Here is a 26,110-nt window from a genome sequence, read left to right as displayed (position 1 = left end):
AAAGCTGTGAAGAGTCTGTAATGAAGGCTAACTAGGTCATTCGCTATCAATAAAAGGCAAATAATTCTTATCTTTGCACCTTAAAAAACATTAAACGCCGTTTGCAGCGGTATCAATGACATATGAAAGCATATCAAACCTTGCTGTATTATTGTTACAGCCCAATCGAAAACGCAGAAGAATTTGCCGAAAACCATCTAGCTTTTTGTAAGTCTTTAGGACTTGTCGGACGTATTATTGTGGCAGATGAAGGACTGAACGGAACAGTATCAGGTACACCGAAAGCATGTCAAGCGTATATGGATGCCGTGCATGCTGATCCTCGTTTTGCTAAGACAGATTTTAAAGTGGACGAGGTGGATGAACCTTCATTTGTTAAGATGCATTGTCGGTATAAACCGGAGATTGTGCATTCCGGATTGAGAGACCCGCATATAATTGATCCAACAAAGAAAACAGGTGTACATTTAGAACCCAAGGAGTTTCTTGAAATGAAGGATCGGGACGACGTAGTGGTATTAGATGTTCGGTCTGATTACGAACATAAAGTTGGCCATTTCAAAAACGCAGTACGTTTAGACATTGAAAACTTTAGGGAATTTCCGGAAAAGATTAAGGAACTTGCTAAGTATAAAGACAAGAAGATCCTTACCTATTGTACCGGCGGAATAAAATGCGAGAAAGCATCTGCTTTACTCTTGCATGAAGGTTTTGAACAAGTATACCAATTACATGGAGGGATTATAAAATACGGGAAGGAAGCTGGCGGAAAAGACTTTGAAGGGAAATGCTATGTTTTTGACAACCGTGTGGCGGTCGATGTGAACACCGTAAATCCCTCAGTTGTATCTACTTGTTTTAATTGTGGCACACAAACCACTAAGATGATCAATTGTGCCAATCCTGAATGCAATGAGCATTTTACCCAATGCGACGAATGCGGATGGAAGATGGATGGATGTTGTTCAGATGCGTGTAAAGCACACCCTAGAAAAAGAGAGTACGACGGAACGGGATATTATGTCAAAATTCCACAAACTGTCAATCTCAGCAAAAGAAAACATAAAAAATTTCCGGCAAAGACCTAATTTAGCCTGTATGCGCAACAATTGGTCATTTTCTTTTAGCCTATTAGTTCTGTTGCTTCTTAGCCTTTCGCTTAAACCGGCAATGGCGCAGCCAAGTAGGCCAAGAATCGGAGCGCCTGTTGCGAAACAAACAGTTGCTATGGGCGATGTCCATTTTGCCGGTGCGCCTCTTGTCCAAAATTTCAGTAAAACTTTCTACCAGGCGGGGAACCAGAACTGGTCGGCAAGCTACGGGCCCGACGGGCGAATGTATTTTGCCAATAGCGATGGTTTGCTTTCTTTTGACGGGCAGCATTGGGATCTAAATACCATGCCGCGCAAAATTTTGGTGAGAGGTGTTGCTGTTGGAAGGGAGGGGGAAATATATACCGGCGGATTTGGCCAATTTGGTGTATGGGAAAGAAATGCTTTCGGTTTGCTGGTATACCGCTCATTAAGTGATCAACTGACGGAAGCGGACAAGGTCAATGACGAAATTTGGAAGATTTATGTTGATGATGAGCAAGTGCTTTTTCAATCCTTTTCTGCCATCTATACCTACAAAAATGGAAAGTTAAGCGTATTAAAGACAAAAGACCCTTTTTTATTCTTATATCAAGTTAATGGACGTTATTTGGTAGAAATAATATCAAAAGGCTTGTTCGAGTTCAAAGACGGAAAGCTCGTAAAACTTTTAGATAAACAATTCTATGGAAATTCAATCATTCTTTCCATACTTCCTTTCACATCCAATGCCTTGCTTATTGGTACGGCCAAAAGTGGTTTGTTTATCTTTGAAAATGGAGATGCTCGGCCCTGGATCAACGAAGCAGACGTAGCGCTAAGACAATACCAACTCAATAATGGGCTGAAAGTACTTGGAAATCAATATGCTTTCGGGACCATTTTAAATGGCGTTTACATACTTGACCAAGCAGGGAAGCTCATTCAGCACATAAACAAAAGCAATGGCTTGCAAAATAATACCGTTTTAAGCTTACAGTCGGATGCGTTTCAAAATATATGGGTTGGTTTGGACAATGGAATCGATCGTATAGAAATCAATTCACCTATTTATTACTTTGACGATCGCGCGGGGATTTTAGGTACTGTTTACACCTCGAAAATCTACAAAGGCAAACTCTATATCGGGACTAATCAGGGACTCTATTACAGTAATTGGCCAGCCAACAATAATCGTTTCGATTTCCGACTAGTAGAAGGCTCACAAGGACAAGTTTGGGAGCTCTATACCCTAGGCGACGAATTGCTCTGCGGTCATAACAATGGAACTTTTCGGGTCGAAAACGAGCGACCACACTGGCTATCAACGGTTACCGGAGGCTATACTTTACATACCTTACAAGGGAAGAGTGATAGCTTGATACAGGGAACCTATACGGGTTTAGCTCTTTTTAAGAAGAGTAATAATCGTTGGACTTTTGATCGGAAACTAGGGAACTTCAACGAACCTGTTCAATACCTCGAGCAGATAAGTAACAACCGATTCTGGGTAAGTGGATACAAAGGCCTGTATGCTGTCCAGCTAAATAATGAAGCTACCCTTGTTCGGCATCAAAAGAAATATACAGAGGATGATGGATTACCTCAAAGTCCGTATATCAACGTATTTAGTATAGCCGGTAGAGTCGTTTTTGCAACGGACTCCGGGTTTTATTTACATGATGAGATAGCGGATCACTTTCATGCTTATACCCAACTGAATGAACGCTTGGGTACCTTTGCCAATGCAAACAAGGTAATGCCGGCTGCGGGTGGCAAATATTGGTTCATTCGTAAAGGACATTTGGCGTTGGTTGGTTTTGGTGATAGTGGCAAAGTCCATATTGATTCTACTGGTTTCACGGTGTTGAATAACCGTATGTTGAGTTTTTATGAAAATGTAAACTTGCTCACGCCAAACCTATCGTTAGTTAGTTTAGATGACGGTTTCGCGCTTTATAGAAAAGTCACCGGATCCCCGCAACAACAAATTGCCCCGCCAATTATCCAGAAGGTAGAAGATATTGCTGATAGTACAGCCAAACCAATCGCATTTTATCAATCGGGCGAAATTATTTTGGAAGCCAAACAAAATAATATACGTATTACTTTCGCGTTGCCCTATTTTTCTACCAATACCATCCAGTTTCAATATCAACTGGAGGGAAACTCAAAGAACTGGTCGGCCTGGAGCAGTATCACTCAGAAGGAGTTTACCAATCTTTCACCGGGTAAATACATCTTTAGGGTAAGAGCAAATGTAAATGGTTATGTAACGTCGGTCAGTGCACTTTCTTTTGAAATAAGTGCCCCTTGGTATAGAAGTAGCTTGGCCTGGATGGCCTATGCGTTGCTATTTTTGCTGCTGCTTTACGGAGTTAGACGTTATTACTTATATAAGCTTAAAAGGCATCGCGAGGAAGTGCAGCAAAAAATGTTGCATGAGCAGGAGGAGCGGTTACAAAAAGAGATGTTTGAAAATGAGCAGCGACTTTTCAGGATGAAAAATAGTCAATTGGAAAAGGAGCTTGCGAGCAAAAATAGAGAATTGGCCAATTCAGCCATGAATATTGTCTATAAAAATGAGTTACTGAATAATGTACATGATGAGTTGCTTCAATTGAAGGACGGAGATGGACGCAGGTTATCAAGTGATCAACTAAAAAGGATCAGCAAGATTATAGACGACGCTCGGAGCGATGAGCGCGATTGGAATCTCTTTGAAGAAAGTTTTAATGAAGCACACGAGAATTTCTTTAAAAAGTTAAAAGCCAACTATCCCGAATTGGTGCCTAATGACCTAAAACTGTGTGCGTATTTGCGAATGAACATGTCAAGCAAGGAAATTGCTTCCTTACTTAATATCACCACTCGAGGAGTTGAAATCAGAAGATATCGATTACGGAAAAAATTAAACCTTGGGCACGACCAGAATCTTACCGAGTTTCTAATGGATGTGTAGTGCCCCCTCTTGTGTTGGTATATCCCTATAGAACCTATTAGATGTAAGGTAAAACACTACATCATTACCTCATCAAACACTTCGTGTATTAAGTACACACTTACCGATAAATATGAGAGGTGATGTATCATATTATTTGTTTGTTAATCAGTGTTTTAAAAAAATATAATCCAGAAATGAGCAAGTGGTTTTACGCTTGATGTATTGATGTAGAGTCTCTTTTTTTCCAAATTTTAAAACAATCGGGCAACTTTGTTTTGTTAACCACTAATGAGGGTGTGCTCACTTAGGGGAGTAAAACCCAACTATATTAAAGAGACAATTTATAACCAATCAAAAAAGCTATGAGGTACAGATTTACGTACTGCCTAATGGTTTTATTTATTTTTATCGCAGCGCCATCTTTCGCGCAGCAGGAAATAACCATTCAAGGTAAGGTAACAGATTCGCTCGATGGAACAGGGATTCCAGGCGTGAGTGTATTAATCAAAGGGACGGGTAAAGGGACCCAGACGGACGCCAATGGTAACTATAATATCAAGGCACCGTCGAATGCCACCCTAACATTTAGTTTCATCAGTTATCGAAGACAGGAGATAGCCGTAAACAATCAAACCACCATTAATGTTACCTTGGCCAGTGAGAGCGAGGTATTGGATCAAGTGGTAGTTGTTGGTTACGGTACACAAAAGCGGAGCCAGATTGTCGGTTCAGTAAGCTCCGTTAAATCAGAAGAAATTACCAAACAGCCCGTGTTGACAGCGGCACAAGGTTTACAAGGAAAGGCGTCAGGCGTACAGATTAACGCTTCGGGACAGCCTGGTTCGCAACCGCAAGTAAGAATCCGTGGGGTAGGATCAATTACAGGGAACCAAAATCCGATTTATGTGGTAGACGGTGTAATTACGGACGATATTACGAATATTAATAACTCGGATATCGCTTCCATTGAAGTGTTGAAAGATGCGTCTGCTCAAGCAATTTACGGTAGCAGGGCTGGTAATGGTGTGATATTGGTTACTACAAAAACTGGTCAAAGTGGTAAAATGCAAGTGAATGTAAATACTTACGCTGGTTTTCGAAACATGACTAGCAAGGTAGATATGGCTGGTGGTAGAGATTATGCGATTTATACCAATGAAGCGATCATTAATGGGACACCCGTGGGAGAAGAACCTGAATTGTTATTCGATCCGAATAATTTGCCTAATCAAACCACTGACTGGATGGATGCCGTAACTCGCCAAGGGTTAGTCCACAATTATGACGTAAGCGTGAGTGGGTCGTCAGAAAAGACAACGTACTACTTTAGTGCAGGTTACTTTGGCGATCAAGGTATTCTAAAAGGATCAAAATATGATCGCTTTAATGCAAGGGTAAATAATGAGTATAAGTTAGCTCCAATTCTCTCTGTTGGTCATAATCTTACCGTAACCTACAGCAAGTCGAATAATATTCCCGGAAGTGTTTTTGCGTCAGCCTACCGGATGTCGCCTGCGGCCTCTATCTATAATGAAGACGGTAGTTATGGGTATCAACCAGGGTTAAATGTTGGAAACCCTGTAGCGACGATTAATTATACCAATGACTTTACCAATACGTTACGTTTGCAGGGAAATGGCTTTATCTCTTTAAAACCCGTGGAGGGTTTGACTTTACGAAGTGATTTTAATTTCGATAAGACAAATGGAGATGGTCTTCAATATGCTCCTGTGTACACCGTTTTCAGTGCGCAACAAAATAATCGCTCGAGATTAAATGTATTGGATAACAACCGCTTCTATTACATTTGGAATAACCAAGCTACTTACAATAAAACTTTCGCGGAGAAGCACGAAGTTAACGCCACCGTAGGCTATTCCTTTGAAAGAGACCGTGCAACAAGGTCAAACGTTCAAGTATTAGATGTCCCTAATCAACGAAATCTATGGTATATCAGTCAAGGAGATGTATCGACAATTACTATTGATCCAAACAACAATATTAATGGCGGTGATTTGGTACGCCGCCAATCCATTTTTGGAAGATTAACATATACCTATGACGGTCGATACAACATTAGTGGTTCTTTGCGTAGAGACGGGTCAAGTTCATTCCCTGTCAATAATAAGTGGGGAACTTTTTACTCAATTGGTGGTTCGTGGAATATCGGTGAAGAGAACTTTATGAAGGATCAAGATTTATTTGATTATTTACGGCTAAGAGTTGGGTACGGTAAAGTTGGAAATGACATCAGTATTTCAGGGAATAACCTGGCAGCTTTATTAGGCGTTTCTCAAACAGGGTATTATCCTTTTGGTTTTCCTAATTTTGATCCGGTGCTTGGGATCAATTATAATCAAATACGGGATGCAGGCGCTTCGTGGGAAACGACAAAAGGAGTAGATGCTGGATTGGAGTTCGGTATTATTCAAGGAAAGTTATCTGGAAGCTTTGGATATTACAATAAGTTGACCGACGCCTACGTCCCAGTAACAATTCCTTCGCTCTTCGGCGATGCAGACAGAGTTGTCTATACACAAGCAGCTCGTGTTCGGAACAGAGGATTTGAAGTTGCCTTGAATTGGGATAACCGGGTAAACGACGATTTCTCCTATCGATTTGGCGGAAATGTTACTTTCAATAAAAATATCGTCGACGAAGTTACTGGAAACCTAAGGTTACAGGGAGGAAGTCTTGGCAATGGACAAATTGTTACAATGACCCAAGTAGGCGAACCCGTGGGCAGCTTTTGGGTTTATGAAGTGACTGGCCATGATGATCAGGGGAACTTTACTTACCGAGACGTAAATGGAGACGGTACGATCGACGACAACGATCGTGTGTTTGTCGGGTCTTATCAACCAAAAGCTTATTTCGGATTCAATGCGGGTGTGAATTATAAACAGTTTGATCTGTCGTTTGATCTCTACGGAAACTTAGGAAACAAAATTTTCAATGGTAAACGCGCTGTACGATTTGGCAATGATGCGGTAGAACAAGAAGTCTTTGCTAATCGCTGGACACCGGAAAATCAGAACGCTTCTGGGCCTGCTGCATCCAATACTATTCCTCGGCCCTCTACATATTATGTCGAATCCGGTAATTTCTTGCGAGTAAACAACATTACATTAGGCTATACGTTTGACAATCAAAAATGGACATTCTTAAAAGATAGTAAGTTACGTGTGTTTGCAACTGCACAAAACCCGTTTGTATTCAAATCTTATAGCGGATTTACTCCCGAAATTGGAGGTGCAACCTCAGGAAATATTTCCGATGCTGATCGGCGTAATGCGGGCTCGGCAATTAATTCAGGTATCGAATTGGATGTATATCCAATTTATTCAACCTATATGTTTGGTTTAAATTTGACATTTTAAGATCATGAAGAAATTCATCCATCATATCAGTATACTAACTGTCCTTATTTTAGGTATAGTTGTATCCTCATGCAGTAAAGACTGGTTAAATCCCGCTCCCGAAAATCAGGTTTCAGGCGACGATTCAACATTTACTAATCCCCAGAATGCTCAACGCTTCGTCAATTCAGCTTATACCAACCTCCTTACTTGGGATCAAAGTTCCTTTGCTTGGATCGGCGTGACAAGTATTACTTCTGATGATGCAGACAAAGGAAGCTCGCCGGGTGATACCGGATCCGATAAAGACCAATTGGATAACTTCACTTTTAGCGCGTCAACTCCATCCTTTTATAGTATGTGGAGCAGCAACTATTTAGGTGTAAATTATTGTAACCGGGCTCTGGAAAATGTTCCACAATTTTCTATAGAGGAGGCTTTGAAAACTCGATATGCTGCAGAAGTACGTTTTCTGAGAGCATACTATTATTTTAACTTGGTTAGAATGTTTGGAAACGTCCCAAAAATAGACCGTGTTATAGATTACGAAAATGTCGAAGAACGTGAAACAGCATATACACAGTTACCAGCTGATTCAATTTATGCATTTATTAAGAGCGATTTAGAATTTGCGTTAAACAACTTGCCGAAGAACACCGAATATGCTGCGCAGGATTTGGGACGAGCTACCATGGGTGCGGCTGCAGGTCTGTTGGCAAAGGTGTCTATGTACAGAAAGGAATGGAATCGTGCTTATTCCTTGACGGATAGTATTATCAATGGGGCCGTGGGAGCTTATGGATTAGTAAACGATTATACTACTATTTGGAGAGAGTCGGGAGAAAACTCTTCCGAATCCTTATTCGAAATCCAAAGCAGTGGATTGAGAAATAGCAGTGTTCAACAATTTAGTCAAGTGCAAGGCATCAAAGAGGGAGCCTTTAATGTGCCTTCTTCACAAGTATTTCAAGGATGGGGGTTCAATACGCCTAGCGCTGATCTGTATAACGCTTATAGTGAAGGTGATGTGAGACGGGATGCGACAATCATCAGTGTAGGGAATACACTTTTTGACGGAGTGCGCGTAATATCGGCATTTAATCCAAGATATAACTACAAAGCTTATCAAAGCATTTTAAAGGAAACGTATGGAGGGAGTACCGACTACTCGAATGTGAACATTCGGATTCTCCGTATGGGCGAAATATACCTTATCCGGGCCGAAGCGGCTAATGAGTTAGGCAATACTTCTGTAGCGTTATCTTCGGTAAACGCGATTAGAGCGAGAGCAAGAGGAAACAACCCAAATGCAGTACCTGATATCCAAGCCGCAGGTCAAGATGAACTTCGTCGGTTAATCTGGAATGAAAGACGGCTCGAAATGGCGATGGAATTTGACCGTTTTTTCGACTTGGTTCGCACCGGTCAAGCAGGAGCTATTTTGAGGGCGCAAGGTAAGCAGTTTGTGGATGGCAAGCATGAGCTATTTCCAATTCCTCAAAACGAGATCATTGCTAGTGAAAATAGATTGCGGCAAAATCCAGGCTATTAATTCGACAACTTGCAAATCTGGAAGTCTTACCTTCCAGATTTGTTGATACCTTCCTTCAGATACAAACGAACCTGTCTGAGTTACTACACCAAAAAAATGTGTAATAGCTTGGGCGGGCTTCATCACCAAAAACAAACATCAATGAAAGTTTCTTCTTACGTATTATTATTAGCAATTCTGTCTCTTTCCTTTTCCTGTTCTCAGTCGCCCTCTAATAAAGAAGCGCAACAATCAGAAGAAAAGACGGATACGCTTTCCAACGATTCCTTACTGACGCTTGTACAACAGCAAACCTTTCAATATTTCTGGGAAGGAGCTGAAAAGACGTCTGGCTTAGCACGTGAACGAATTCATCTAGACGGTGTGTATCCGGAGAATGATCAAGATGTGGTAACCATTGGTGGGGGTGGTTTCGGTGTTATGAATATTTTGGTCGGAATGGAACGTGGTTTTATTACGCGTCAAGCCGGAGTACAAAGACTAGAGCAAATTGTTAATTATCTGGAGAAGGCAGATCGTTTTCATGGTGCATGGCCTCATTGGTTGCATGGCCCTACCGGTAAAGTAAAGCCCTTTGGCCAAAAAGATAATGGCGGCGATTTGGTAGAGACAGCCTTTATGGCGCAAAGCCTCCTATGCGTACGACAGTATTTGGCGGGGGGCAATGAGCAGGAGAAAGCGGTTGCGGACAAAGCGGATCAATTGTGGAAGGAAATCGATTGGAGTTGGTATCGTAAAGGTGGGCAGAATGTATTATACTGGCATTGGAGCCCTGAATATGGCTGGGAAATGAATTTTCCGGTAACGGGCTATAACGAATGCCTGATTATGTATGTGTTAGCGGCTGCGTCTCCTACGCATGGCGTACCTGCCGCGGTATACCACGAAGGTTGGGCAAAGAGTGGAAAAATTAAAACCGATGCGGAACAGTACGGACATAAAATCGTTTTGGACTTTAATGGACATAAAGGAACTGTTGGACCTATGTTCTGGGCTCATTATTCCTATCTAGGGTTAGATCCGAGAGGCTTGAAAGACCAATACGCCGATTATTGGGAACTCAATAAGAATCAAACCCTCATTCAACGCCAATACTGCATCGAGAACCCCAAACATTTTAAAGGCTACGGTGCCAATGCTTGGGGTTTAACTGCAAGTTATTCAGTGAAAGGATATGCGGGGCATAGCCCCAAAGAGGATTTAGGTGTAATCAGTCCGACAGCAGCCTTGTCTTCTTATCCTTATACGCCTGAATATAGTATGGAAGTCATCCGTTATCTTTATGATCAACTAGGCAATAAAGTATGGGGAAAATATGGATTTTATGATGCTTATAGTGAAACGGACAATTGGTTTCCTCAACGTTATTTAGCGATTGATCAAGGACCGATACCTGTCATGATCGAAAATGAACGGAGTGGGTTGCTTTGGAATTTATTTATGAGTGCTCCGGAAGTAAAGGAGGGATTAAAGAAATTAGGTTTTTCAAGTAGTCAACATACTTTATAGTTATGAATTATCAGTTGTTAGCCACCAGAGGTGTTACCCATTGGCCGATTATTAGAAGGGCAGTTTTCGTTTTTTTAGTATTCGGATTACACCTCCAGGTACATGCGCAACATCAGCAGACTTATTGTAATCCGCTCAATCTGGATTATACTTATATGATCTACAATGCCCATAACGATATTTCTTACCGTTCGGGCGCTGATCCCGCTGTTGTAAAATTCCGGGGAGAATATTATATGTTCGTTACACGGTCAATGGGTTATTGGCATTCTACCGACTTAACAAACTGGAATTTTATTACACCGGAAAAATGGTACTTCCAAGGCTCTAACGCTCCGGCAGCACACAATTATAAAGATTCTGTACTTTACGTGACCGGGGATCCTTCGGGCTCTATGAGCATTCTTTATACAGATAATCCAAAAAAAGGAGATTGGAAAGCGGTTCCTGCTATTCTAAATGATTTGCAAGATCCGGATCTTTTTATAGATGATGACGGCCAGGCTTACATGTTTTGGGGATCTTCTAATAAATTTCCGATCAGAGCGAAAACGCTGGATCGGTATAAGCGGTTCAGGCCTTCAGAGAAAACTTATGAGCTATTTAATTTAGATCCGGACAGACACGGATGGGAGCGCTTTGGCGAAAATCATCAAGATACGGTTCTCGGAGGCTATATCGAAGGGCCATGGCTAACCAAATATGGTAACAGGTATTATATGCAGTATGCTGCACCGGGTACGGAGTTTAATGTCTATGGTGATGGCGTTTATGTCAGTGATCACCCGCTCGGCCCCTATCGTTACGCGCCAAATAACCCCATCGCCTATAAACCGGGAGGCTTTGCCAATGGCGCCGGGCATGGTAGTACGGTATTAGGATCAGAAAATCAATATTGGCATTTCGGATCGATGGCCGTTTCAGTCAATGTGGGATGGGAAAGGCGCATCTGTATGTTTCCGACCTATTTTGATGATGATGGCTTAATGTATACTAACACCCGTTTCGGCGATTATCCGCACTATGCTTCGGGAAGCCCGAAGCAAGGTGAATTCACGGAATGGATGTTATTATCCTATCATAAACCTGTTTCCGTTTCATCAACTGCGGGGGAGTTCAATGCCCAACATATCGTAGATGAAAGTATAAAAACTTTCTGGCTGGCGGCAGCGAATGATGATAAACAATGGGTGCAGATCGACCTCTTGAAGCCGGCAGCGGTACATGCTATACAAATCAACTATCATGATTATAAATCGGATATGTATGGACGGATTCCGGGCCTTAAGCATCAATATATCCTAGAAGGGTCATTGGATGGAAAGAATTGGAAAGTGATTGTTGACAAACGGAATAGCCTACAGGATGTGCCGAATGAATATGTTTCTTTAGCTTCTCCGGAACGTATTCGATATGTCCGTTATAAAAATATACACGTGCCGACTCCTCACCTCGCTATTTCCGGAATACGTGTTTTTGGCAGAGGTGAAGGGAAAAAACCTGCTAGGGTCAACAACTTCCAAGTAAAGAGGCATCAAGATAAAAGGGATGTTACCATAACATGGAATCAACAGAAAACCGCGCAAGGCTATAATGTCTTATGGGGTATTGCACCAGATAAACTATATAGCGCATGGATGGTATATGATAACAATAAACTGGATATGAAGAGCTTGACGACTGATCAAACTTATTATTTTGCCATCGAAGCTTTTAATGAAAACGGTGTATCTGAAAGAACGAAGGTACAGGAAGTGAAATAAAGCGATTAGCTTTTAGGTATTAGCTATTAGTTAACGCCTAAGACCTAACAACTAGTAAAACATGAACAAACTAATCATACCAAGCATGGCAATTGCGCTGATGATGGCAGTACCATGTACGACACAAGCACAGCGAAAGGTAGATAAGAAACCCACATTGGCGATCAAGCCGACAGATAAAAGCAAGATGAAGGCTTTTATTGATGAATTGATGGCCAAGATGACCGTTGACGAAAAGATCGGCCAGTTAAATTTGCCCACCGGAGGAGAAGCAACTACGGGATCAGCTGTAAGTACTGATCTGGAAAGCAAAATCAAAGCTGGTCAAGTGGGAGGTGTATTTAGCTTAACTACGCCTGATCGCGTAAGGAAAACACAGGAATTGGCTGTCAATCACAGTAGACTGAAGATCCCCTTAATATTCGGACAGGATGTGATACATGGTTATAAAACACTTTTTCCAATCCCCTTGGGGCTTTCGGCGACTTGGGATTTGGCCTTAATTGAAAAGACAGCACGCATTGCCGCAACGGAAGCGAGCGCCGATGGCTTAAATTGGGCTTATTCCCCGATGGTTGATATTTCACGTGATCCGCGGTGGGGGCGTATTTCCGAAGGAAGCGGCGAGGACACGTATCTAGGTTCGCAAATCGCTGCCGCCATGGTGCGTGGCTTACAGGGCAACGATCTGGCAGCGAATAATACCCTGATGGCCTGTGTAAAACACTTTGCCCTATACGGTGCCGCTGAAGCTGGGCGCGACTATAATACAACGGATATGAGTTTGCATCGTATGTATAACGATTATCTTCCACCCTATAAGGCTGCAGTGGACGCAGGGGCGGGCAGCATTATGACGTCTTTTAATGATATCAACGGCGTACCTGCTACCGCTAACCACTGGTTATTAACCGATGTGCTACGGAAACAATGGGGATTTAAAGGGATGGTCGCTACCGACTACACTGCGATCAATGAATTGATTGATCATGGTTTGGGCGATCTGCAACAGGTTTCCGCTTTATCCCTTAAGGCCGGTGTTGATATGGATATGGTAGGAGAAGGCTTCCTAACAACCTTGAAGAAGTCGTTACAAGAAGGAAAAGTCAGCGAGGCCGATATTGATCGTGCTTGTAGAAATGTATTGGAAGCCAAGTATAAACTAGGGCTTTTTGATGATCCGTATAAATATTGCAGTGAGGAACGTGCAAAGAAAGAGATCCTAGCAAAGGAACATTTAGATTTTGCACGTGAAGTAGCGGCACAATCTTTTGTGTTGTTAAAAAACGAAAATAATGTCTTGCCATTGAAAAAATCCGGGACTGTAGCTTTAATCGGTCCACTGGCCAATACCGGAAGCAATATGCCCGGAACGTGGAGCGTCAATGCGGATTTAAAGAATACACAGTCATTACTGGAAGGTATGCAGGAAGTGCTAGGGTCGAACGTGAAAATACTGCATAGCTTGGGATCAAACTTATTGGAAGATGCCGCTTATCAAGAACGGGCTACGATGTTCGGTCGGGAAATTCCCCGAGATAATCGCTCGGAAGAAGCTTTGATACAAGAGGCGGTAAAGACAGCGCAACAGGCGGATGTGGTGGTGGCCGCATTGGGAGAAAGTTCGGAAATGAGCGGAGAAAGTTCGAGTCGTACGGACCTGAATATCCCTGCCGTGCAACAGCGCTTACTCGCCGCTTTATTGAAAACAGGAAAGCCGGTGGTATTGGTGGTTTTTGCCGGTCGACCGCTTACACTCACTTGGGAGCAGGCCCATGTACCCGCTATTTTGAATGTATGGTTCGGTGGTACGCAAGCTGCTAAAGCCATTACCGACGTGTTGTTTGGTGATGTCAACCCTTCCGGTAAGATCACAGCCACTTTTCCTAAAAATGTAGGACAAATACCAATTTATTATAGCCATAAAAACACCGGTAGACCGCTAGCGGAGGGAAAATGGTTCCAAAAGTTCCGCTCCAATTACTTAGACGTGGATAATGAACCGCTCTACCCCTTTGGTTACGGTTTAAGTTATACCTCATTTGCTTATAGCGATATCAAATTAAGCAAGAACGCGTTCAGTGCGGGAGATTCTTTAGCGGTATCGGTTACGGTGACCAATACAGGGAAGATGGCCGGTAAAGAAGTGGTGCAATTATATACGCAGGACTTGGTTGGCAGTATAACCCGTCCGGTTAAAGAACTTAAAGCGTTTCAAAAAATTGAACTAAAGGCAGGCGAGAGCAAACAGGTGGTTTTCCATCTTTCTGCAGAAGATCTGAAGTTTTATAATGCCGACTTGCAGTATGTAGCAGAACCGGGTGATTTCAAAGCTTTTGTGGGAGGCAATTCGCGCGATGTGAAAGAGGCTCAGTTTAAGTTGCAGTAAAGTCAGTTTATTATTAGCTAATTAGCCAATGTGATCATTAGCCGATTAGCTAATACTATCGATTAGGTATGCTGGCGAGCGAATTGATCGCACGAACTTAGCATTACCTGGCTCATGCAAAGTTACTGCTACTTGCAATCGTCGTATATATAGCATTGATAATTCATCCTTCATAATTCCTGCCTACCGGCAGGTAGGCATCACTACAAAACACCGTTCATCACCAACAAACTACAACTTATAAGACCTGTAGCTTTTTCAAATCCTATTCCGTTATGTAGGTTGTGTAATGAAAGATAAACTAAACAAAAAAGGAATATGAAAACGAAAAATTACTTTGTCCTCTTGATGATGTTGTTTGTGGGAGGATTAACTTTTAGCGCATGTAATGACGATGATGATTATGTTTACATCCCAACCGCCTACGTGAATTATGTGAATGCCTATGCTGGAGTAGATCGTTTGGATATTGTCTTGGATAACAATTTGGTAAACAATAGCTTTGTTCCTTATGGGAAGTACATTCCATATGGATTAGGGAGAACGATTCCAGGAACGAGAAAGTTTAGAGCAATAGTAACAGGGACAAATGATGTACTGGTAGATTCTACTATAAACGTAAGAGACAGTGCTACTTACACGTCTGTTATTTACGGCTATCAAGATACCGTATCAAGTATCTTTGTAGAAGACAGAGATGCAACTAATTTCGATGCGAGTAAAGCATATATCCGATTCTTCAATTTATCAGAAAACACACCATCCGTAAAGGTTAATTTGATTCAAAACGGCACCCCTACTAATGTATTTAATGACCGTCCGGTTGATAATCAGACCTCCGCTACAGCCAATGCCGGATTCATTGCAACCAATCAGGGTTCATATACAATTCAAGTAACGGATATGAATGGCACGCAATTAGCCCTACGAGATGAAGCTGCAACATTAAGCGCTGGTCGATATTATACAATATTAACAAGAGGAATCAACGGAAATGCACAAAAGCCAATGGTAGTTGGGATATTCCAACATTAATGGTTAATGAAACAAAGCATACAACCATTCGCCGAGCAAATAACCAAAGCGAAGCGATAGGGCAATGATTAATAAAATAAAAGCCAATCCAAATGCATATTTGTAGATTGGCTTTTTTAGTTCTTCTTTTAATCTGTCTGTGAATTGATTGGCCATCGCCGCTCTCCCATAATCTTAACGTTTATCCACACTATATTTTCCGGGTCCTACTAAGGCCAAACCTATAAAGACAAATAAGAGCTCTATTGGATGCCCGGCCGACATAAAGCCTTCGGTCTTGTAATGATGCAGCGCAGCCACCAGCATGACGAAAGCCAGTAACAAAGCAGCTGGTCTAAAAGCTAGACCTATGATTAATAGAAAACCGCCTAAGGTTTCCGTAACCGCTGCAAGAAAACCCCAAAACATATAACCAAAAGTAATGCCAACATGGTTCATCGAAGTGCCTACACCCCTCCACATTTCGGGGCCACCCATAATTTTTGGATATCCATAGGTAATAAACATGGCGCCTAGCGCCAAGCGGATAATCAATAATCCCGTGTTTTTGTAATTTCCAAGAGTCGAAAGTATTGCCATTTTTTTAAGTAAAAATTTAAAATTCAAAATTCAAAAAGCTGGCAACTCGCAACTAGCAACTATACCTCCAAGCCTTACACCTTATCCCCTTACACCTATTGCCTATTGCCTACTGCCTATAGCCTACTGCTCATCTATATAAGCCAAACATACATGGTGCTCATTGACACTTAAACTAGCTTGCGCACCAAAAATTAAGGTGTAGTTATTATCAATGTGTCCTGCCGGAAAGTCAAAGGCAACCGGATAACCGTATTCGCCTACGATTTCCAAAATCAGCTCTTCTAGCGTGATTCCAAAGGGTACTTTATTATCTTTTAAGTTGGTGAAGCCACCTACCAAAAGACCTTTCAAATTTTTTAGTTTTCCTGCTCGTTTCAAAGTCCACAACATTCGGTCGATGGAATAATAGAACTCTCCCACATCTTCAATAAACAAAATTTTTCCATCATAGTCCATGTCGGAAACCGAGCCCAGTACGTTAACCAGTAGAGCCAAGTTACCTCCAATCACGACGCCTTCACCTTCACCCGGGATATTCGTATGTTCACTTTGATATTCGTATGACGGCATTTCACCAAAAAGCGTATCCTTTAAGCTGAGCAATGATTCCTTGGTAGCATCAGGAATGGTAATAGGCATTTGCCCATGTATGGTTGGGATTCCAAAATTTCTGTGAATATGGCTATGAATAACAGTCACATCACTGAATCCGATAATCCATTTGGGCTTTGCAACAAAATGTGAGAAATTCACTAAATCAATCATCCGCACACAGCCATAGCCACCTCTCGCTGCAAAGACAGCTTTTATTTCGTCGTTATCGAGCATGGATTGGAAGTCCTGTGCCCGCAGTTCATCGCTGCCCGCATACTGCCGGTAGCTGCTGTGAACGGTTTTACCGACCACAACGTCAAGATCCCACGATTTTAAGAGCGCTATAGCGTCTTCCAAATCATTATCTACCTTCCATGCCGGGCATACAATACCCACCTTGTCACCTTTTTTTAAATAAGGAGGTGTTTTCTTCATATCTGTTTATTATGAAGTGCAAATTGATGTATCTTTGCCGAATTAACAAATCATTTTTGAAAAAAGCGCTCGCGTTATAAGTGATAAGTTGTAAGTAATAAGTACTATCTACTGCTTAAAACGTACAACTTAACACGTACAACTTGTTACAACAAAATGAAAGATTTTAAACGTTATACCATCACTTCTGCCCTGCCGTATGCCAATGGGCCTTTACATATCGGTCACCTCGCCGGAGCCTATATTCCTGCCGATATCTTCGTGCGCTTTTTGCGGATGAACAACAAAGAGGTGGCTTTTGTCTGTGGTTCGGATGAGCATGGGGCTGCAATTACTATAAAAGCCAAAAAAGAAGGGATTACGCCTCAAGAAATAATCGACAAGTATAATGCACAGATAAAAGAGAGTTTTGAACAGTTCGGCATTTCTTTCGATATCTATCATCGTACCTCTTCCAAAATTCATCACGAGCTTTCGCAAGAATTCTTCCTCAACCTCTATGATAAAGGGGAGTTTGTGGAGAAATACTCAGAGCAGTATTACGACGAAGAATATCATCAATTTTTGGCCGATCGCTACATTGTAGGGACCTGTCCGAATTGCCATAACGAAGGAGCTTATGGTGACCAATGCGAAAAATGCGGAACCTCCTTGAGCCCAACGGATTTAATCAATCCAAAATCGACCTTAAGTGGTAAAACACCTGTACTTCGTGAAACCAAACACTGGTATTTGCCTTTAGATAAATATCAAGCTTGGCTGGAAAAATGGTTATTGGAAGGTAAAAAGGATATTTTAAAATCAAATGTATATGGTCAATGCAGCTCTTGGTTAAAATCCGGTCTGCAAGCACGATCCATGACCCGTGATTTGGATTGGGGAGTGGATGTTCCTTTAGAAGAAGCAAAGGGAAAAAAGTTATACGTTTGGTTAGATGCGCCTATAGGCTATATATCAGCTACGAAGCAATGGGCCTTAGATACCGGGAAAGACTGGGAAAAATACTGGAAGAAGCAGGAAAATCCAGCGGATGACGCCTGCTTGATACATTTTATTGGGAAGGATAATATTGTCTTCCACTGCATTATATTTCCTTCTATTTTGCATGCACATGGTGAATATGTTTTGCCGGAAAATATTCCTGCAAACGAATTTTTGAATTTAGAAGGAGATAAGTTGTCAACTTCTAGAAACCATGCGGTATGGTTGCACGAGTACTTGGCTGATTTTCCGGGTAAGCAAGACGAGCTACGTTATGTTTTGACCTCTATTTTGCCGGAAACATCGGATAGTGAGTTTACCTGGAAGGATTTTCAAGCACGTGTGAATAATGAATTAGTAGCCATATTCGGTAATTTTATCAACCGTGTACTGGTCTTATCTCATAAATACTTTGATGGTAAAGTGAAGGCTGGGGGCGAGCTTAGCGATAAAGATAAATTAGTGCTCTCCGAGTTGGAGCGTTATCCTAAAACCATTAGTTCTTCGCTAAGTCAATATCGGTTTCGAGAAGCCCTGGCGCATTTTATGAATGTGGCGCGTTTAGGGAATAAATATTTAGCCGATGAGGAGCCTTGGAAATTAATCAAGACGGATGAAGACCGCGTGAAAACAGTGCTTAATATCGGTTTGCAGATTGCCGCTAATTTGGCGGTATTGGCGCAGCCTTTTTTACCGCATACGGCAGAAAAGCTATTCCAGATGTTAAATTTTCAGGATCGGGATTGGACGGCTGCCGGTAATCCTAATTTGTTGGAAAACGATCATCAATTGGGCGAGGTACAATTGCTTTTTGAAAAAATAGCGGACGAACAAATCGATGCGCAGCTAGCCAAATTAGCACAGGCTAAGGTCGACAACGCAAAAACGCAAACAAGCACCGCGGAGCCGGCGAAGGCGAACATTGCCTTTGATCAATTTACACTCCTCGACATTCGCGTCGGCAAAATCTTAACAGCCGAAAAGGTGGCGAAGACAAAGAAGTTGCTGAAGTTGACAATTGATACAGGAATTGATCAACGCACGGTAGTATCAGGCATTGCGGAATTCTTTAATCCTGAAGATATTATTGGAAGACAAGTTTCTATATTAGTCAATTTAGAACCGCGGGAAATCAAAGGCATTCTCTCACAAGGGATGATCTTGATGGCCGAGGATGCCGATGGACGCCTTGATTTCGTGGCGCCGCAATCAAATATCCAACCAGGAAGCGTTGTTAGGTAGTTTTATGTTATAAGTTATACGTTATAAGGCTAACCCTAAACTTACAACGTATAACTTATCACTTATAACTCTTCCTGCAGCCACTGCTTAAAAGCTTCGTAATCAGCTCCAAGTTCCTCTTTTTGGCTGGGTTTACTTTCCAATTCTTTTACTTGTTCAGGTATGAAGATGGCTTTCTGTTTTTCTTCAGAAAATACATCGGGAAACTTGCATGGGTGTGCAGTTGATAAAAATATAGTTGTATAGTTTCCACCTTGCTCTTTTTTATAAGCTTGCCCTGCTAAGTAAGCGATGGCGGTGTGTGGGCAGGCAAGATATTGATAGCTGCTATAAAGCTCGTCAATAGCACTGCGGGTCTCCTCGTCGCTATACGCGTAAGCTGTTACCGTTTCTTTCAATAACGCGCGATCGTCTTCAAAAAGATCCATAATGCGAACCCAGTTGCTTGGATTGCCTACATCCATTGCGTTAGATAGGGTGGCTATTGAGGGGCGCGGTTCATAGTAGCCGTCTGATAGGAAACGTGGAACCGTATCATTCACGTTAGTAGCAGCTAAAAACTGCCTAACAGGTAAACCCATTTTATAGGCTAATAAGCCAGCGCCAATATTACCGAAGTTTCCGCTGGGAACAGAAAAAACGATATCAGTTATTCCTTTTCTCTTCATTTGCGCATAGGCATTGAAGTAATAAAAGGTCTGTGGAATCAAACGGGCTATATTAATCGAGTTGGCAGATGTTAATCGGAACCGTTGATTAAGTTCAGCATCATTGAACGCCTCTTTTACCAAAGCCTGGCAGTCGTCAAAGGAGCCATCGACCTCAATGGCTCGAATATTCTGGCCGTTACGGGTCAGCTGTTGCTCTTGAATAGGGCTTACTTTACCCTTAGGATATAAAATGGTTACCCGAGTGCCTTCTACACCTAGAAAACCTAAAGCCACGGCTCCTCCCGTGTCTCCCGAAGTGGCTACCAATACATCTAAAAGCTTGCTGTTTTCCTCGGTTTTAGAAAAATAACCCATAACGCGACTCATAAATCGGGCACCGAAATCTTTAAAGGCAAGGGATGGTCCGTGAAAAAGCTCTAGTACTGCCGTACGGTCGTCAAGTGATACTACAGGTGCTTCAAAATTGATAGCATCATCCACTAATAATCGGAGATCATTGGCCGGAATGCTGTCGCCAATTAAGTGGTGAGCCACTTCAAAAGCGATATCGGGTAAAGTAAACTGCTCAAGATTATTAATAAAATCCGCAGAAAGCGAAGGGATCTCGGTAGGCATATAAAGCCCCTTATCTGAAGGCAAACTGTTAAATACGGCTTCTTTAAAAGAAACTCTTAGCTTTTTATTATTAGTACTGTATAGTTTCATGATGGTTGTTTGTTGTTAGTTATTGGTTGTTTGTTGTTAATTATCTGGTTGTTAGTTATTGGTAGTATAGTTAAATCCAATAACTATTAACGAGTAACTAATAACGAAACTATAACTCCCTCGGCCCCTGTTGATTTACTGCCGAAACGTAGCCGTTGCTATCAATACCTTTCGATTGCAGATGCTGTACAATTTGCCGGGTGATGTCCGATGCGGTTGGATGGTTATCGGCAAAGGCAAAGACAGAGGGTCCAGAGCCGGAGATGCCAAACCCAAGTGCTCCTGCTGCCATGGCAGTTTGTCGCATTTCATAAAATTCAGGAATCAGAATAGCACGAACAGGTTCAATCAGGACATCCTGCATACTGCGACCGATTAAGCCATAATCGCTCATAAACAGACCACTTACCAAGCCCGCAATATTGCCCCATTGAACCACCGCATCTTTCAGCTCGATTTTAGAACGAATCATCTGCCGAGCAGCACGCGTTGGCACATCTACGTGGGGAAACACTACGGAGCAGTATAAGCTTTTTGGAACAGGTATTGACACGACTTCCAGTGGCTCGTAACTTTTAATCAAGGTAATACCACCAAATAAAGAAGGGGCTACATTATCCGCGTGCCCGTGCCCACAGGCCAATTCTTCGCCTTTCATCGCAAAAGGAAGCAATTCTTGTTTCGTTAAAGGTTGTCCAAGCAGCTGATTAATAGCGAATAAACCAGCTACCGTACTCGCAGCACTGGATCCTAATCCACTTCCGATAGGCATGTGTTTATGCAACTCTATTTCCACTCCCACATCTTCACGGTTTAAATGCTTTAGTAACATCTGAACACAAGCGCTAACCGTATTCTTTGCCGGATCGAGCGGTAATCGGCCGTCATCGCCCGTAATCTTTAACAGTTTAACGCCAGGCCGGTCCGAGCGTTCCATAATCACCTCATCTCCCGGTTCGTCCAGGGCTAGTCCCAAGATATCAAAGCCGCATACCAGGTTAGCCACGGTAGCCGGTGCAAACACATGCACGCGGTCTTTTTCTTTTCGGGCCTTACCAGCGGGTTCTTTTTCTGTTGTTAATTCCATTTATTAGATAAGTAAAAATTCAAAAGTAAACCTGCCTACCGCAGGCAGGAAGTAAAAAGACCTACCGTCGTTAGACGCAAATCTTGTCTCAGTGGTCGATTTCGCATTACGTACATTGAGTGTAATTTGGCTATAACCTTTCATAGGCTCATTTTCACATTAGCTAATTATCACATGTAATTTATGCTCCCGCGTTCATCAAATCAGCAAATACCCCGCCCGCCGTGACTTCACTACCGGCACCCGGTCCTTTTACTACTAACGGTCGTTCTTTATAACGTTCAGTAGTGAATGAAATGACGTTATCGCTACCCGAGAGGTTGAAGAAGGGATGCTTTTCATCCACCAGCTCCAAGGCAATGGATACCTTTCCATCCTCCAATTTTCCGATATAACGAATCGCTCGGTTCTCCCGTTGAGCTTTTTCTTTAAGCGTATCGAAGTAAGCCGCTTCCTTTTGCAGTTCTAAGTAAAAGTCCTCAACACTCGCTGCATCTAAACAGGTTTTGGGTAGAATCGCTCCTAGATCGACGTCCTTGGCTTCGATGGCTAAACCGCTATCCCGTGCCAAAATGAGCATCTTACGCATAAAATCAGTACCTCGTAAATCATCCCTAGGATCGGGTTCCGTATAGCCTAAGGCCTGGGCTTTCTTCACTACATCGTGAAATGAAGCATCGCCAATGAAATTATTAAAAATATAAGAGATAGTACCCGAAAGTATAGCCTCAATACGGATAATACGATCACCACTGGTCATCAGGTCTTTCAGCGTGCGGACAATCGGAAGACCTGCGCCCACATTCGTCTCATAGAAAAAGTCGACGCCGTGCCTTCTGGCCGTATCGCGTAATTGTTTATACTGTGCGTAGCTCGAGGAATTAGCAATTTTGTTGCAGGTCACTACCGATATATTCGATTCAAAGATTTTAAGATAGTGCTTGGTAGGTTCCTCGCTTGCGGTATTGTCCACAAATATACAATTAGGTAGATTTAATTGTTGCATTCTGCTAATAAAGGTCTCCAAGCAAGCAGTTTCTCCTTTGCTGTCCAATTCCGTCTGCCAGGAGGTCAATGAGATGCCTTCCACATCAAATAACATTTTGCGGGAATTACTCATGCCGACAACCTTTACCTGGATATCATTGTTGTCGCGCAGAAAAGCTTCCTGTTCTAATAATTGCCTAAACAAAGTAGATCCGATATTGCCGGTTCCAAGATTAAAAACATGTAAGGTTTTCTTTAATGCTGTAAAGAAAGCATCATGTACCGCATTCAGCGCTTTGGACAGATCTGCTTGGCTAATAATAACCGAAATGTTGTATTCCGATGAGCCTTGCGCAATAGCCCGTACATTAATACCATTGCGTCCCAAAGCATGGAATAACCTGCCTGACATGCCGGGGGTTTGTTTCATGTTTTCACCCACGATAGCAAGTACCGATAATTCATTTTCTATGACGGGGGGCTCTAATTTTTTTGCAAGCAGCTCCAGTTCAAATTCAGTTTCAATAAGATGTTTGGCTCTTAAGGCATCTGCGGGATGAACAGCAAACGTGATGCTATGTTCGGACGATGACTGGGTGATCAGCACAATGTTTATTTGTTCATGCGCTAGCAAGGAGAATAAGCGACCGCTAAAGCCGGCCTTGCCGATCATGCCACTGCCGCTTACATTGATAACGCTAATGGCATTAATCGAGGAGATACCTTTAATAGGATAAGATGTTCTGCCGCTATCATATTGGATAATAGTACCTGGAAAGCTTGGATTAAATGTATTGCGGATCACAATAGGCACCTTTTTCATGAAGGCGGGGATCATGGTTGGTGGGTAGATCACCTTCGCTCCAAAATAAGATAGCTCCATTGCCTCGGTATACGATAAAATCGGTAAAGGAAACGCTTTTTTTACCATGCGTGGATCTGCCGTTAACATACCATCCACATCGGTCCATATTTCGATAGCTTCCGCCTGTAATGCGGCACCGAAAATAGCAGCTGTATAGTCACTACCTCCTCTTCCCAGGGTAGTAATCCGACCATTGACATTAGAAGCGATAAAGCCGGTTACAAATAAAAATTTGCCTGGATTTTCTTGCACGAACTGACGGATGAGTAATTCGCTTTGTTGTAAATCTACCCGTGCGTTACCAAAATTGCTATCGGTTTTTATAAGGGAGCTGGCTTCGACGAATAAACTCTCCGGGAAGTACTGAGCCGCAATCTTAGAGACCAAAAATGCGGAACAACGCTCACCGTAACTCACAATGAGATCCTTGCTTTGTGAACTCAGCTCCCGCAGATTTAATACACCTTGTAAAAGATCCTCAAGTTCATTTAAGTAAATTTTAAGTTGCGTAAAAACAGGATTCTGATTCTTAATTTGAATGAGTTGCTTAACAACTGTGAAGTGTCTCGATTCCAATTCCTTTAAAGCAGGGCCGAAGCTGATTCCTTGTTCTGCTTCTTCAGCCATTTTGGTAAGGAGGTTTGTAATTCCGCTCATGGCCGATAAGACAACAATTGGCTTTTCGCCCTGTTCATACCCTTGTTTTAGGATGTCCAATAATGCATTAATGCTTTCGGCCGATCCGACTGAGGTACCTCCAAACTTAAGTATCTTCATTTTTTCTATTTATCCTTAAAGTCATTAAATAAGAAAGGCGCTTTCTCATCGAGAGAAGCGCCTTTTATGTTTTATCGCTGTTATTACAACATAAAGATTACTTCCCTCGGTGTTTTGCTATCCCGGTGGTAATCGTTGTGGATGTTGTAATAGATATAATTGCTTTCATTTTTGTAATTGGCAGTAAAGTAAATGGTTTATTTTTAATTTATCAAGAGAATTTTAATATTTTTTAGATTTTAGCAATTCGCATACGAATGCGTATTATTAGTTGGACGTTTTAAGTAACTTTTAATGATGAATTAGGCCTGCCTACCAGTAGGCTGAAGCGCCGAATGATTAATAACGGTGGCGGTAGCACAGGCTCATCTCAAAGCTTCAAGCTTATTGCTAACAACTTATCCGATTGTTTCTCGTGGAACAAAACAAGTAAAACCTTATGAGGCAGCCGTATTTAACCGGCCGTATGTATTGACTGCTGCCTGCTTGGCTTGCAAGAGGGCACTTAACATGCAGTAAGGTAGTTGTTGCCGCTATATTCGCACTATATCCGCTCTATAGAAAAGCAGGAAAACATAAATAGGTAGCGAATGTATACAGAAGAATAGGTGGATCTGACGTGGAATAAAGGTGGACTTCACGTGGACTTGACGTAGATTCAAAAATTGAAAAAATCTGAAAGGGAAGGATTAGTGTATTGAAATGAGGTCGTGATACCTTTCAAAGGTAAAAAAAGTTATTTTAAAATGGATCAGGTACTTCAGCCCCTTTTCTGTGGTGTTTTGCCATTGAATAAAAAATCTTATTTTTGGGCAAATCTTTGCAATAGCATGAAATATTCATCGTTATAAGCATTTAATTATTTCTTATAGCCTTAGAAAATATTGTATTCATATGAATGACCTAATAAAGTTACAGTTAGAAGACGCTAATGATTCCATGCAGAAAGCTATTTCGCATACCGAATCAGAATTGACAAAAATTCGCGCAGGTAAAGCAATGCCTTCCATGTTGGACGGGATCAATGTAGATTACTACGGAACACCTACTCCATTATCTCAAGTGGGAAACATTAATACGCCCGACCCTCGTAGCTTGGTTATTCAACCATGGGAAAAGAATTTATTAAGTGCAATTGAAAGGGCTATTATTGATTCCAATATCGGATTAAACCCACAAAATGACGGTAATATTATCCGTTTAGCGGTTCCTCCTTTGACCGAAGAGCGCCGTAGGGAATTGGTTAGAAAAGTAAAGGAGGAGGCAGAAAAAGGAAAGGTCGCTATTCGCAACATCAGAAAGGACGCTAATGACGGAATTAAAAAGCTTAAAAATGATGGTGTCTCGGAAGATGAAATAAAGGTGGGAGAAGGTGAAGTTCAAAAATTAACCGATAACTTTATCGCGAAAGTTGACAAATTAGCCGAAGCCAAAGAAAAAGATATTATGACCGTTTAAGGAAATTGAAATTATTAGTGAAAAAACCACGGATCGCACCGTGGTTTTTTTGTTCGTAGCTGCCGTTAACCACTCGACGATTCGACAACTTTACTAACCCACTAA

15 protein-coding genes are annotated in these 26,110 nt (G+C 41.9%); 10 read left to right on the top strand and 5 right to left on the bottom strand.

Features of this window, described 5'->3' with window-relative positions:
* Window positions 1–122 precede the first annotated feature (122 nt).
* The 8 genes from trhO to E0E36_RS02140 all read left to right on the top strand — a co-directional run bounded on the left by trhO (window position 123) and on the right by E0E36_RS02140 (window position 15,621).
* Window positions 123–1,088, top strand: coding sequence for an oxygen-dependent tRNA uridine(34) hydroxylase TrhO (trhO, locus tag E0E36_RS02175; protein ID WP_130854569.1), 966 nt, complete (start codon window positions 123–125; stop codon window positions 1,086–1,088).
* A complete protein-coding gene (locus tag E0E36_RS02170) occupies window positions 970–4,032 on the top strand; it encodes a ligand-binding sensor domain-containing protein (RefSeq protein ID WP_242627140.1) in 3,063 nt (1,020 codons plus the stop codon). The genes trhO and E0E36_RS02170 overlap by 119 nt, the downstream gene beginning before the upstream one ends.
* Window positions 4,033–4,376: 344 nt before the next feature.
* A complete protein-coding gene (locus E0E36_RS02165) occupies window positions 4,377–7,394 on the top strand; it encodes a SusC/RagA family TonB-linked outer membrane protein (protein WP_130854568.1) in 3,018 nt (1,005 codons plus the stop codon).
* Window positions 7,395–7,398: 4 nt separating this feature from the next.
* Window positions 7,399–8,925, top strand: a complete 1,527-nt coding sequence (locus E0E36_RS02160) for a RagB/SusD family nutrient uptake outer membrane protein (protein ID WP_130854567.1) — start codon at window positions 7,399–7,401, stop codon at window positions 8,923–8,925.
* A gap of 141 nt (window positions 8,926–9,066) precedes the next feature.
* Window positions 9,067–10,434: a glucoamylase family protein gene (locus E0E36_RS02155; protein WP_130854566.1), complete on the top strand. Its 1,368-nt coding sequence runs from the start codon at window positions 9,067–9,069 to the stop codon at window positions 10,432–10,434.
* A 2-nt stretch (window positions 10,435–10,436) separates the two neighbouring features.
* A complete protein-coding gene (locus E0E36_RS02150; protein WP_130854565.1) occupies window positions 10,437–12,197 on the top strand; it encodes a family 43 glycosylhydrolase in 1,761 nt (586 codons plus the stop codon).
* A 61-nt stretch (window positions 12,198–12,258) separates the two neighbouring features.
* The gene (bglX, locus tag E0E36_RS02145) at window positions 12,259–14,586 is read left to right on the top strand and encodes a beta-glucosidase BglX (protein ID WP_278045495.1); all 2,328 of its coding nucleotides are present in this window, start codon (window positions 12,259–12,261) and stop codon (window positions 14,584–14,586) included.
* Window positions 14,587–14,904: 318 nt separating this feature from the next.
* Window positions 14,905–15,621 carry a DUF4397 domain-containing protein gene (locus E0E36_RS02140; RefSeq protein WP_130854564.1) on the top strand — a complete coding sequence of 239 codons (717 nt, stop codon included), beginning with the start codon at window positions 14,905–14,907 and terminating at the stop codon, window positions 15,619–15,621.
* A 174-nt stretch (window positions 15,622–15,795) separates the two neighbouring features.
* Here E0E36_RS02140 and E0E36_RS02135 read toward each other — a convergent pair whose 3' ends face one another.
* Window positions 15,796–16,200 carry a DoxX family protein gene (locus tag E0E36_RS02135; protein ID WP_130854563.1) on the bottom strand — a complete coding sequence of 135 codons (405 nt, stop codon included), beginning with the start codon at window positions 16,198–16,200 and terminating at the stop codon, window positions 15,796–15,798.
* 123 nt (window positions 16,201–16,323) lie between these two features.
* Entirely contained in the window at window positions 16,324–17,232 is a 909-nt protein-coding gene (locus E0E36_RS02130; RefSeq protein WP_130854562.1) for a S66 peptidase family protein, read from the bottom strand.
* Window positions 17,233–17,388: 156 nt separating this feature from the next.
* Between E0E36_RS02130 and metG the strand changes: the two genes are divergently transcribed.
* Window positions 17,389–19,455 (top strand): methionine--tRNA ligase, encoded by a 2,067-nt coding sequence (gene metG, locus E0E36_RS02125; protein WP_130854561.1) that lies wholly within the window; start codon window positions 17,389–17,391, stop codon window positions 19,453–19,455.
* Between the two features lie 62 nt (window positions 19,456–19,517).
* Here the strand turns inward: metG and thrC are convergent, their stop codons facing one another.
* From thrC to thrA, 3 genes are all read right to left on the bottom strand, one after another.
* Window positions 19,518–20,831: a threonine synthase gene (gene thrC, locus E0E36_RS02120; RefSeq protein ID WP_130854560.1), complete on the bottom strand. Its 1,314-nt coding sequence runs from the start codon at window positions 20,829–20,831 to the stop codon at window positions 19,518–19,520.
* A 109-nt stretch (window positions 20,832–20,940) separates the two neighbouring features.
* On the bottom strand, window positions 20,941–21,918 hold the full coding sequence (locus tag E0E36_RS02115) for a homoserine kinase (protein ID WP_130854559.1): 978 nt from the start codon (window positions 21,916–21,918) through the stop codon (window positions 20,941–20,943).
* A gap of 181 nt (window positions 21,919–22,099) precedes the next feature.
* On the bottom strand, window positions 22,100–24,547 hold the full coding sequence (gene thrA, locus E0E36_RS02110; RefSeq protein WP_130854558.1) for a bifunctional aspartate kinase/homoserine dehydrogenase I: 2,448 nt from the start codon (window positions 24,545–24,547) through the stop codon (window positions 22,100–22,102).
* Between the two features lie 894 nt (window positions 24,548–25,441).
* Here thrA and frr point away from each other — a divergent pair.
* Complete coding sequence (frr, locus tag E0E36_RS02105; RefSeq protein ID WP_013664722.1) at window positions 25,442–26,005, top strand: ribosome recycling factor; 564 nt, start codon at window positions 25,442–25,444, stop codon at window positions 26,003–26,005.
* The last annotated feature ends 105 nt before the right edge of the window (window positions 26,006–26,110 follow it).

The organism is Olivibacter jilunii, from assembly GCF_900607235.1.
Taxonomy (GTDB): domain Bacteria; phylum Bacteroidota; class Bacteroidia; order Sphingobacteriales; family Sphingobacteriaceae; genus Olivibacter; species Olivibacter oleidegradans.
This window is presented reverse-complemented; position numbering and strand designations above follow the sequence as displayed.

Coding starts and splice junctions, on each gene's coding strand:
- trhO (WP_130854569.1), top strand. CDS start 123: ATGAAAGCATATCAAACCTTGCTGTATTATTGTTACAGCCCAATCGAA.
- E0E36_RS02170 (WP_242627140.1), top strand. CDS start 970: ATGCGTGTAAAGCACACCCTAGAAAAAGAGAGTACGACGGAACGGGAT.
- E0E36_RS02165 (WP_130854568.1), top strand. CDS start 4,377: ATGAGGTACAGATTTACGTACTGCCTAATGGTTTTATTTATTTTTATC.
- E0E36_RS02160 (WP_130854567.1), top strand. CDS start 7,399: ATGAAGAAATTCATCCATCATATCAGTATACTAACTGTCCTTATTTTA.
- E0E36_RS02155 (WP_130854566.1), top strand. CDS start 9,067: ATGAAAGTTTCTTCTTACGTATTATTATTAGCAATTCTGTCTCTTTCC.
- E0E36_RS02150 (WP_130854565.1), top strand. CDS start 10,437: ATGAATTATCAGTTGTTAGCCACCAGAGGTGTTACCCATTGGCCGATT.
- bglX (WP_278045495.1), top strand. CDS start 12,259: ATGAACAAACTAATCATACCAAGCATGGCAATTGCGCTGATGATGGCA.
- E0E36_RS02140 (WP_130854564.1), top strand. CDS start 14,905: ATGAAAACGAAAAATTACTTTGTCCTCTTGATGATGTTGTTTGTGGGA.
- E0E36_RS02135 (WP_130854563.1), bottom strand. CDS start 16,200: ATGGCAATACTTTCGACTCTTGGAAATTACAAAAACACGGGATTATTG.
- E0E36_RS02130 (WP_130854562.1), bottom strand. CDS start 17,232: ATGAAGAAAACACCTCCTTATTTAAAAAAAGGTGACAAGGTGGGTATT.
- metG (WP_130854561.1), top strand. CDS start 17,389: ATGAAAGATTTTAAACGTTATACCATCACTTCTGCCCTGCCGTATGCC.
- thrC (WP_130854560.1), bottom strand. CDS start 20,831: ATGAAACTATACAGTACTAATAATAAAAAGCTAAGAGTTTCTTTTAAA.
- E0E36_RS02115 (WP_130854559.1), bottom strand. CDS start 21,918: ATGGAATTAACAACAGAAAAAGAACCCGCTGGTAAGGCCCGAAAAGAA.
- thrA (WP_130854558.1), bottom strand. CDS start 24,547: ATGAAGATACTTAAGTTTGGAGGTACCTCAGTCGGATCGGCCGAAAGC.
- frr (WP_013664722.1), top strand. CDS start 25,442: ATGAATGACCTAATAAAGTTACAGTTAGAAGACGCTAATGATTCCATG.